The sequence below is a fragment of the Kitasatospora sp. NPDC091257 genome (assembly GCF_044757675.1).
Taxonomy (GTDB): domain Bacteria; phylum Actinomycetota; class Actinomycetes; order Streptomycetales; family Streptomycetaceae; genus Kitasatospora; species Kitasatospora lactacystinica.
In genome coordinates, this window is the sequence record NZ_JBIVVI010000435.1 from 1 (window position 1) to 6,657 (window position 6,657).

The 6,657-nt window shown below is 75.9% G+C and carries 4 protein-coding genes; 2 read left to right on the top strand and 2 right to left on the bottom strand.

The window, feature by feature from the left end; translation table 11 throughout:
* Position 1 precedes the first annotated feature (1 nt).
* Both ACIQOV_RS20755 and ACIQOV_RS20760 read right to left on the bottom strand, forming a co-directional pair.
* The gene (locus ACIQOV_RS20755) at positions 2-424 is read right to left on the bottom strand and encodes a hypothetical protein (RefSeq protein WP_401050445.1); all 423 of its coding nucleotides are present in this window, start codon (positions 422-424) and stop codon (positions 2-4) included.
* A gap of 77 nt (positions 425-501) precedes the next feature.
* Positions 502-3,213, bottom strand: a complete 2,712-nt coding sequence (locus ACIQOV_RS20760) for an MXAN_6230/SCO0854 family RING domain-containing protein (RefSeq protein WP_401050448.1) — start codon at positions 3,211-3,213, stop codon at positions 502-504.
* Positions 3,214-3,762: 549 nt separating this feature from the next.
* On the opposite strand from ACIQOV_RS20760, the gene ACIQOV_RS20765 reads away from it, so the two are divergent.
* Positions 3,763-5,538, top strand: coding sequence for a 3-hydroxyacyl-CoA dehydrogenase family protein (locus ACIQOV_RS20765; protein WP_387685807.1), 1,776 nt, complete (start codon positions 3,763-3,765; stop codon positions 5,536-5,538).
* A 329-nt stretch (positions 5,539-5,867) separates the two neighbouring features.
* On the top strand, positions 5,868-6,657 hold a 790-nt coding region (locus ACIQOV_RS20770; RefSeq protein ID WP_401050450.1), incomplete at its 3' end, for a TetR family transcriptional regulator.

The following is a 6,657-nucleotide window of genomic DNA, read 5'->3' on the forward strand; positions in this document are numbered from 1 at the left end:
GTCAAGTTCCGCAAGTACGCCGAGGCCGGAATCCCGCACTACTGGATCGTCGAGGAGGAGGAGGGTAGAGCCTGAGGTCCCCGGTGGGACCGCCGATGATCGCGCTGGTGGTGATCGCGTCGTCGGCGAGGAACACGTCGAAGCACGGCGCGGTGCCGACGCCCCACTGCGCGGCGTGCACCAGACCGCCGAGCGGCACGGCCTTGACCCGGGTGATGCCGGCGTTGTCCACCCAGGTGACGGCCACCGCCTCGACGGCCTCGGTGCGCAGCCGGTCGACGGCCTTCTCGGCGCGCTCGGCCCGGTCGGCGCGCGATGGCAGCGCGACGGCCGCCGCGGCGGCGGCGGCGAGCCGTTCGGCGGTGACGGGCGGCTCGTCGGGACCGGGCGCGGTGGGGCCGGCGGTGGCGGTTCCGGTGGTCATGTCCCCATGCTGCCCCGCCGGTCGGGGTCGGATAACTCCCCTATCGGGTGGTCCTCTTGGCGGCCGTGTTCACCCGTTCACCCGTTCGGGGCGAACCTGGCCGTCCACTCCCCCGCGGTGATCCGCTCCAGGGTGTCCGGGGCGGCGTCGGTCGGGCCCGGGTAGAGCCGGTAGAGCGTCCCGCGCGCCTCCGCCGGCGCGGGCACGTCGGCGTGCACCAGGGCGGCGAACGCCCGGGCGCCGTCGAGGCGTTCGGCGATCAGCCGGGCGGTGTCGTCCGGCGGCAGCTCGGTGCGCCGGTCGCTCTCGTGGCGGGCGCGCAGCCGTTCGGCGAAGGCGCTCACCGGCTCGTCCGCGCCCCGCCGGTAGACGTCGAGCCCGCGGCCGGTCCGGTCGCGGACCAGCACCTCGTCGCTGCCCGCCGCGGCGGTGGCGCAGGCGAGGTCCCAGAGGGTGGCCCGGGAGCCGGGGGCGAAGTGCGTCAGGACGTCGGCGGCCAGCGAGCCGATCCTGGCGTGGTGCCGGTCGAGGTTGTGGAACCCGCTGCCGGCGCCCGCGTTGAGGTCGGTCCAGGTGTAGTCGCGGCGCCGCAGGTCGACGATCATCGGCACGCAGATCCTGGCGTCCCCGGCGAGGTCGAGGCGCTGGCGGACGCCCTTGGGGTGGAAGCCGCTCTTGCGCTGCCGGGCCGCCTCGGACGGGGTCAGGGCCATGAATCCGGCGAAGGCGTCGGTGAGGTCCTCGAACGGGATGTCGTTGTAGCTGAACACCACCACCACGGCGTACCGGGCGCCGGCCTCGCCCAGCGCCGGCAGGTCGAGGTCGACGAACTCGGTGGCGCCGTGCGGCGGCGGGGCGCTGGTGTAGTCCCCGGAGTGGACGGCGGCCCGCGGCCCGGTGACCAGCCGGGTGTAGTCGCACAGGCCGACGAACTGCCACTCCTCGTCGTAGAAGGCGACCGACAGGTCGAGGTCCACCCGCTGGTGCGGGCGCTGCGTCCAGTGCAGGAACAGCCGCAGCCGCTGCCCGTCCGGGATCCGCTGCACGCTGCCGCGCGGCACGGCGACCAGGGTCTTGGCGCTGGCACGCTCGGCGAAGGGGACGACCAGGTCGGCCAGCGCGGCGTCCAGTACGGCCACCTGGTAGCGCTCCGGCCCGTGGGCCGACCGCCCGGCCCGGCGCAGCAGTTCGGCCTCGATCAGGGCGCAGACGGGCGCGCTGAGAGCGGCCGGGACGGGCGTGCCCCGGTCGGCCCGGGCGTGCGCCGAGGCGACCCGGCCGCGCGGGAAGTACAGCCGCCGCTCGCCGTACTCGCGCGGCGCGCGCAGCCGTCCGTACGCGCCGAGCAGCGGGCCGGGGGCGACGGCGCGCAGGGCGCCGGGCAGCGCCTCGGCGAGTTCGGCGGGCAGCGGTTCGCCGGGCAGCCAGGCGGCGTGGACCCGCAGCAGGTGGTGCAGTCGGCGCACCAGTTCGCCCGGACGGCCGGCCAGCAGCCGGACGGCGGCGGGCAGGTCGCCCTGCCCGAGGGCGCGCTCGACCCGGGCGGCGAAGGTCTCCACGGTCAGCCGGGTGTGGCCGCCGGGCGTCTCGCTCACCCGCAGCGGGGCGGGCGCCTCGCGCAGCAGCGGGCCGAGGCCGTGGAGGTCGAGATCGCTCTGCCGGACCACCGCGAACGCGGCCGCCGCGTACGGGAAGCGGGCGCGGTGCTCGTACGGGTGCAGCAGTTCGCCGGCCCGCAGCCAGGGCTCGCGGTGGCGGCGCAGGTCCTCGGCGAGGGTGCCGACCGGGAACGCGTCCAGGACGGCGAGCAGGTCGCGGCGCAGCGGGCGGGGCAGGTTGCGCAGGCGCAGGGTGCGGGCGGTCTCGGGCAGCAGGTCGGGCTCGGCGCCGGACCACGCCCAGATCAGCCGCAGGACGTCGGTGGCGGTGGTGAGGTGGGCGGCCAGCAGCGGCCGGGCGGCCTCCCGGTCGCGGTGCAGCAGGGCGGCCAGCACGGTGGCGCGGGTCTCCCGGACGGGGATCTCGGCGGGCAGCCAGCCGGCCGGGTCGTCCGGGGCGTGGTGGAGCAGCAGGGTGAGGTCCTCGCGGTCCTGCGGACTCAGCGGGGTCTGCCGGGCGAGCAGCGCGGCCAGCCCGGTGGCGGCGAGGAGGCCCACGTCCTCGGGGCCGGCCTGGCGCAGTGGCGTGAGCTGCCGGCCGGCCCGCAGTTCGCGGGCGGCGTTGCGGGCGGCCCTGGTGTCGTTGGACAGGCGGCGCCTGCGCTCCAGCGGGGTGCGGCAGAGCGGGCAGTGGGGGTCGCCGCCGTTCTCGACCAGTTCCAGGTAGCAGTCGCCGCACAGCAGGTGGGCGCAGGGGGCGAGGGCGCCGATCCCGGCCTCCAGGCTGTCGCGCTCGCAGACCGGGCAGATCTGGCTCGCCTGGCAGAGGAGGTAGCCGCGGACGAGCGCGGAGTAGTCGGCGTGGGCGTGGGAGGGCACGCCCTCGGGGAAGCGGCGGAACAGCGGGGTGTGGCTGCGGTCGGCGCCGAGCATCGCGTCGATGCCGCGCAGCAGCCGGGTGCCGGCCGCGGCGAGGTCGAGCGGGCGCAGCCGGCCGAGCGCGGCGCGCAGCGGGGCGGTGAGCACGTGGCCGCGCCGGACGAGGTCGGCCTCCAGGGCGACCAGCCCCTGGGCGGACCACGGCAGGGGCTCGTCGGGCCCGGCTCCGGGCTCGACCCGGACCATCCCGTGGCGGTGCAGCAGGTAGGCGTCCAGTGCGGCCTCGGGCGCCACGGCGTTCTGCTTCTTCACTGCTCTTCCCCCGGTGGATACGACGAAGCGGGGGCGGAGAGTGGGCGCACTCGGGTTCATTTTGCAGATGAGTGAGAAGGAAGCACGCCGCGGAGCCGCCCCCGCGTCGATCACCCTAGCGAACGCCCGCCCGCGGCCCCGAACGGTTTTCCGCCCACGCCCCCTTCCTACTCATCAGTAGCTTCGCTACAGTGGCCGGACACGCACCTCCGCCGGGCTTCGGGAGCCGCACCGGCGGCAGGCCGCGGTCGCCGCTTCTCCGGCGCCCGCGCGGTGCGCTTTCACCGGCAGGTGCCGCGGACCGCGGCGGGCCGGGTTCCTCCTCGTATCAGAGCCGCTTCCTTCACCTTCGAGCGCCTGAGCACCACGGCACACCCGCAGTTCGGCCGGAGCGGACCGGCCCCTGCCCGGATGCGCCGCACCCCGTCATCTCCCCAGCCCCCGCGCGTGGACCCTCCTCCGGCGGCGGCCGCCCCCGGCGCGCGTCCGGGCGCGGCGGCGCGCCCGCCGGAGCACGCGCGGGCCCTTCATGACTAGGAGTCAGGACAGATGGAGCGTCCCTTCCCCACTGTCGCCGTCGTCGGCCTCGGCACGATGGGTGCCGGCGTCGCGGTGGCGGTCGCCAAGAGCGGCCGCCGGGTGATCGGCATCGAGGCCACCGAGGACTCGGCCGCCCGGGCACTGGCCCGGATCGAGGAGGCCACCGCGCACGCGGTCGACCGGGAGCGGCTGACCGCCGAGGAGCGCACCGGGCTGCTGGCCCGGATCTCCGTCGGCCACGAACTGGCGGCCGCCGCCGGGGCGGACCTGGTGATCGAGGAGGTGCCCGAGCAGCTGGAGCTGAAGCGGGAGGTCTTCGCCGAGCTGGACCGGATCTGCCCGGAGGCCACCGTGCTGGCCACCGGCACCACCGCGCTGTCGGTGACCCGGATCGCCGCCGCGACCTCCCGTCCGGAGCGGGTGCTCGGCCTGCACTTCTTCAACCCGGTGCACGGCATGAAGCTGGTCGAGGTGGTCCGCACCGTACTGACCTCCCCGCGGACCGCCGAGGACGCCGCCGCCTTCGCCCGCGACCTCGGCAAGGAGCCGGTGGCGGCCGGCGACCGGGCCGGCTTCGTGGTGAACGGCCTGCTGTTCGCCTACCTGAACCAGGCCGCCGCGATGTTCGAGTCCAAGTACGCGTCGCGGGAGGACATCGACGCCGCGATGCGGCTCGGCTGCGGCCTGCCGATGGGCCCGCTGGCGCTGCTCGACCTGATCGGCATCGACACCGCCCGCACCGTGCTGGAGGCGATGTACGAGCAGTCCCGGGACCGCCTGCACGCGCCCGCCCCGATCCTCGGCCAGCTGGTCGCCGCCGGGCTGCTGGGCCGCAAGACCGGCCGCGGCTTCTACACCTACGAGGCGCCGGGCTCGTCCCGGGCCGTGGACGCGGCCACCGGGCCGGCCCGGCCGAAGGTGCCGGGCCGGCCGGTGCGCACCGTCGGCGTCTGCGGCTCGGGGACGATGGCCACCGGCATCGCCGAGGTGTTCGCCAAGGCCGGGCACCCGGTGCTGCTGGCCGCGCGCAGCCAGGAGAAGGCCGAGAAGGCCAAGGCGCAGCTGGCGAAGTCGCTGGAGCGCTCGGTGGCCAAGGGCCGGCTGTCCGCCGGGGCGCGGGACGCCGCACTGGCGCTGGTCACCCCGGTCGGCCAGTACGCCGAGCTGGCCGAGGTGGACCTGGTGGTCGAGGCGGTCGCCGAGGACCTGGCGGTCAAGCGGGAGCTGTTCGCCACCCTGGACAAGATCGTCAGGCCTGGCGCGGTGCTCGCCACCACCACCTCCTCGCTGCCGGTGATCAGCTGCGCGACCGCCACCTCGCGGCCGCAGGACGTGATCGGCATGCACTTCTTCAACCCGGCCCCGGCGATGAAGCTGGTCGAGGTGGTCTCCACCGTGCTGACCGCGCCGGACGTCACCGCCACCGTGCTGGAGCTGACCGCCGGGGTCCGCAAGCACCCGGTGGAGTGCGGCGACCGGGCCGGCTTCATCGTCAACGCGCTGCTCTTCCCCTACCTGAACGACGCGGTGCGGATGCTCCAGGAGCACTACGCGACGGTGGACGACATCGACACCGCGATGAAGCTCGGCTGCGGCTACCCGATGGGCCCGTTCGAACTGCTGGACGTGGTCGGCCTGGACGTCTCGCTGACGATCGAGCAGGTGCTGCACCAGGAGTTCCGCGAGCCCGGCCTGGCCGCCGCGCCGCTGCTGGAGCACCTGGTCGCGGCGGGCTGCCTGGGCCGCAAGACCGGCCGCGGCTTCCGCGACCACGCGCGCCGATGACCACGCCGCAGGACGGGGGCGGCCCGTACGAGACGCCGTACGGGCCGCCGCCGGCCGGACCGCACGCGGCACAGCCGTACGGATCCCCGCCGCAGGGATCCCCGCCGTACGGGGCGCCACCGCACGGGACGCAGCCCTACGGCGGCGCGGCTTCCGGCAACGGCGCCCCGCCGCAGGGATCCGCGCCCTCCGCGGCCTCCGCGCGCCCCGGTTGGAGCCCCGGGACGGTGTCCTCCCGCTGGCCCCGCCCGGCCGTGACCGGTCCGGTCGCACCGGTGCGGCGGGGAAGGGCCGTGGCCGCGCCGCCCGGGCCGTGTAGCGTTCCGGACATGGATCGGGTTCAGTCAAGCTCCCCGCAGCACCCCGCCGGGCCGCACGGCGGCGACGGCCGGACCGCCCCCTCGACCGGGGGCACCGGGCCGGACGGCGGGCCGGGCAGCCGCCGGGCGGCGGCGCAGCGCCAGCAGATGCGCCAGGACCTGGCCACGGCCGCGATGGAGCTGTTCGCCTCGCAGGGCTACGAGGAGACCACGGTCGACCAGATCGCGGCCGCCGCCGGGGTGGCCCGGCGCACCTTCTTCCGGTACTTCCGGTCCAAGGAGGAGGCGATCTTCCCGGACCACGACGACACCCTGGTGCGGGTGGCCGACCTGCTGGCCAGCGCGGAGCCGGAGGAGCACCCGCTGGACGTGGTCTGCCGCGGCATCAAGGAGGTGCTGCGGATGTACGCCTCCACCCCGGGGGTGTCGGTCGCGCGGTACCAGCTGATCCGTCAGGTCCCGGCGCTGCGCGAGCGGGAGATCGCCGTGGTGGCCCGCTACGAGCGGCTGTTCACCCGCTACCTGCTGGGGCGCTTCGACACCGGCGAGTCCATCCCGTCCGGCTGGCAGCGCGGCGGCGAGGACGACTCGATGCTGGCCGAGGTCTCGGCGGCGGCGGTGGTCGCGGCGCACAACCACGTGCTGCGGCGCTGGCTGCGGGCCGGCGGCCGGGGCGACGTGGAGGCGCAGCTGGACCACTCCTTCGAGGTGATCCGGCGGACCTTCTGGGCCGCCAGCGCGCCGGGTGCCAGGCGTCGGGGATCGGTGGTGGCACCGGGTGCCAATGGGACCCCGGGGG

Excerpts from the sequence above, each read along its gene's own strand:
- ACIQOV_RS20755 (WP_401050445.1), bottom strand. The coding sequence starts at position 424 with ATGACCACCGGAACCGCCACCGCCGGCCCCACCGCGCCCGGTCCCGAC.
- ACIQOV_RS20765 (WP_387685807.1), top strand. The coding sequence starts at position 3,763 with ATGGAGCGTCCCTTCCCCACTGTCGCCGTCGTCGGCCTCGGCACGATG.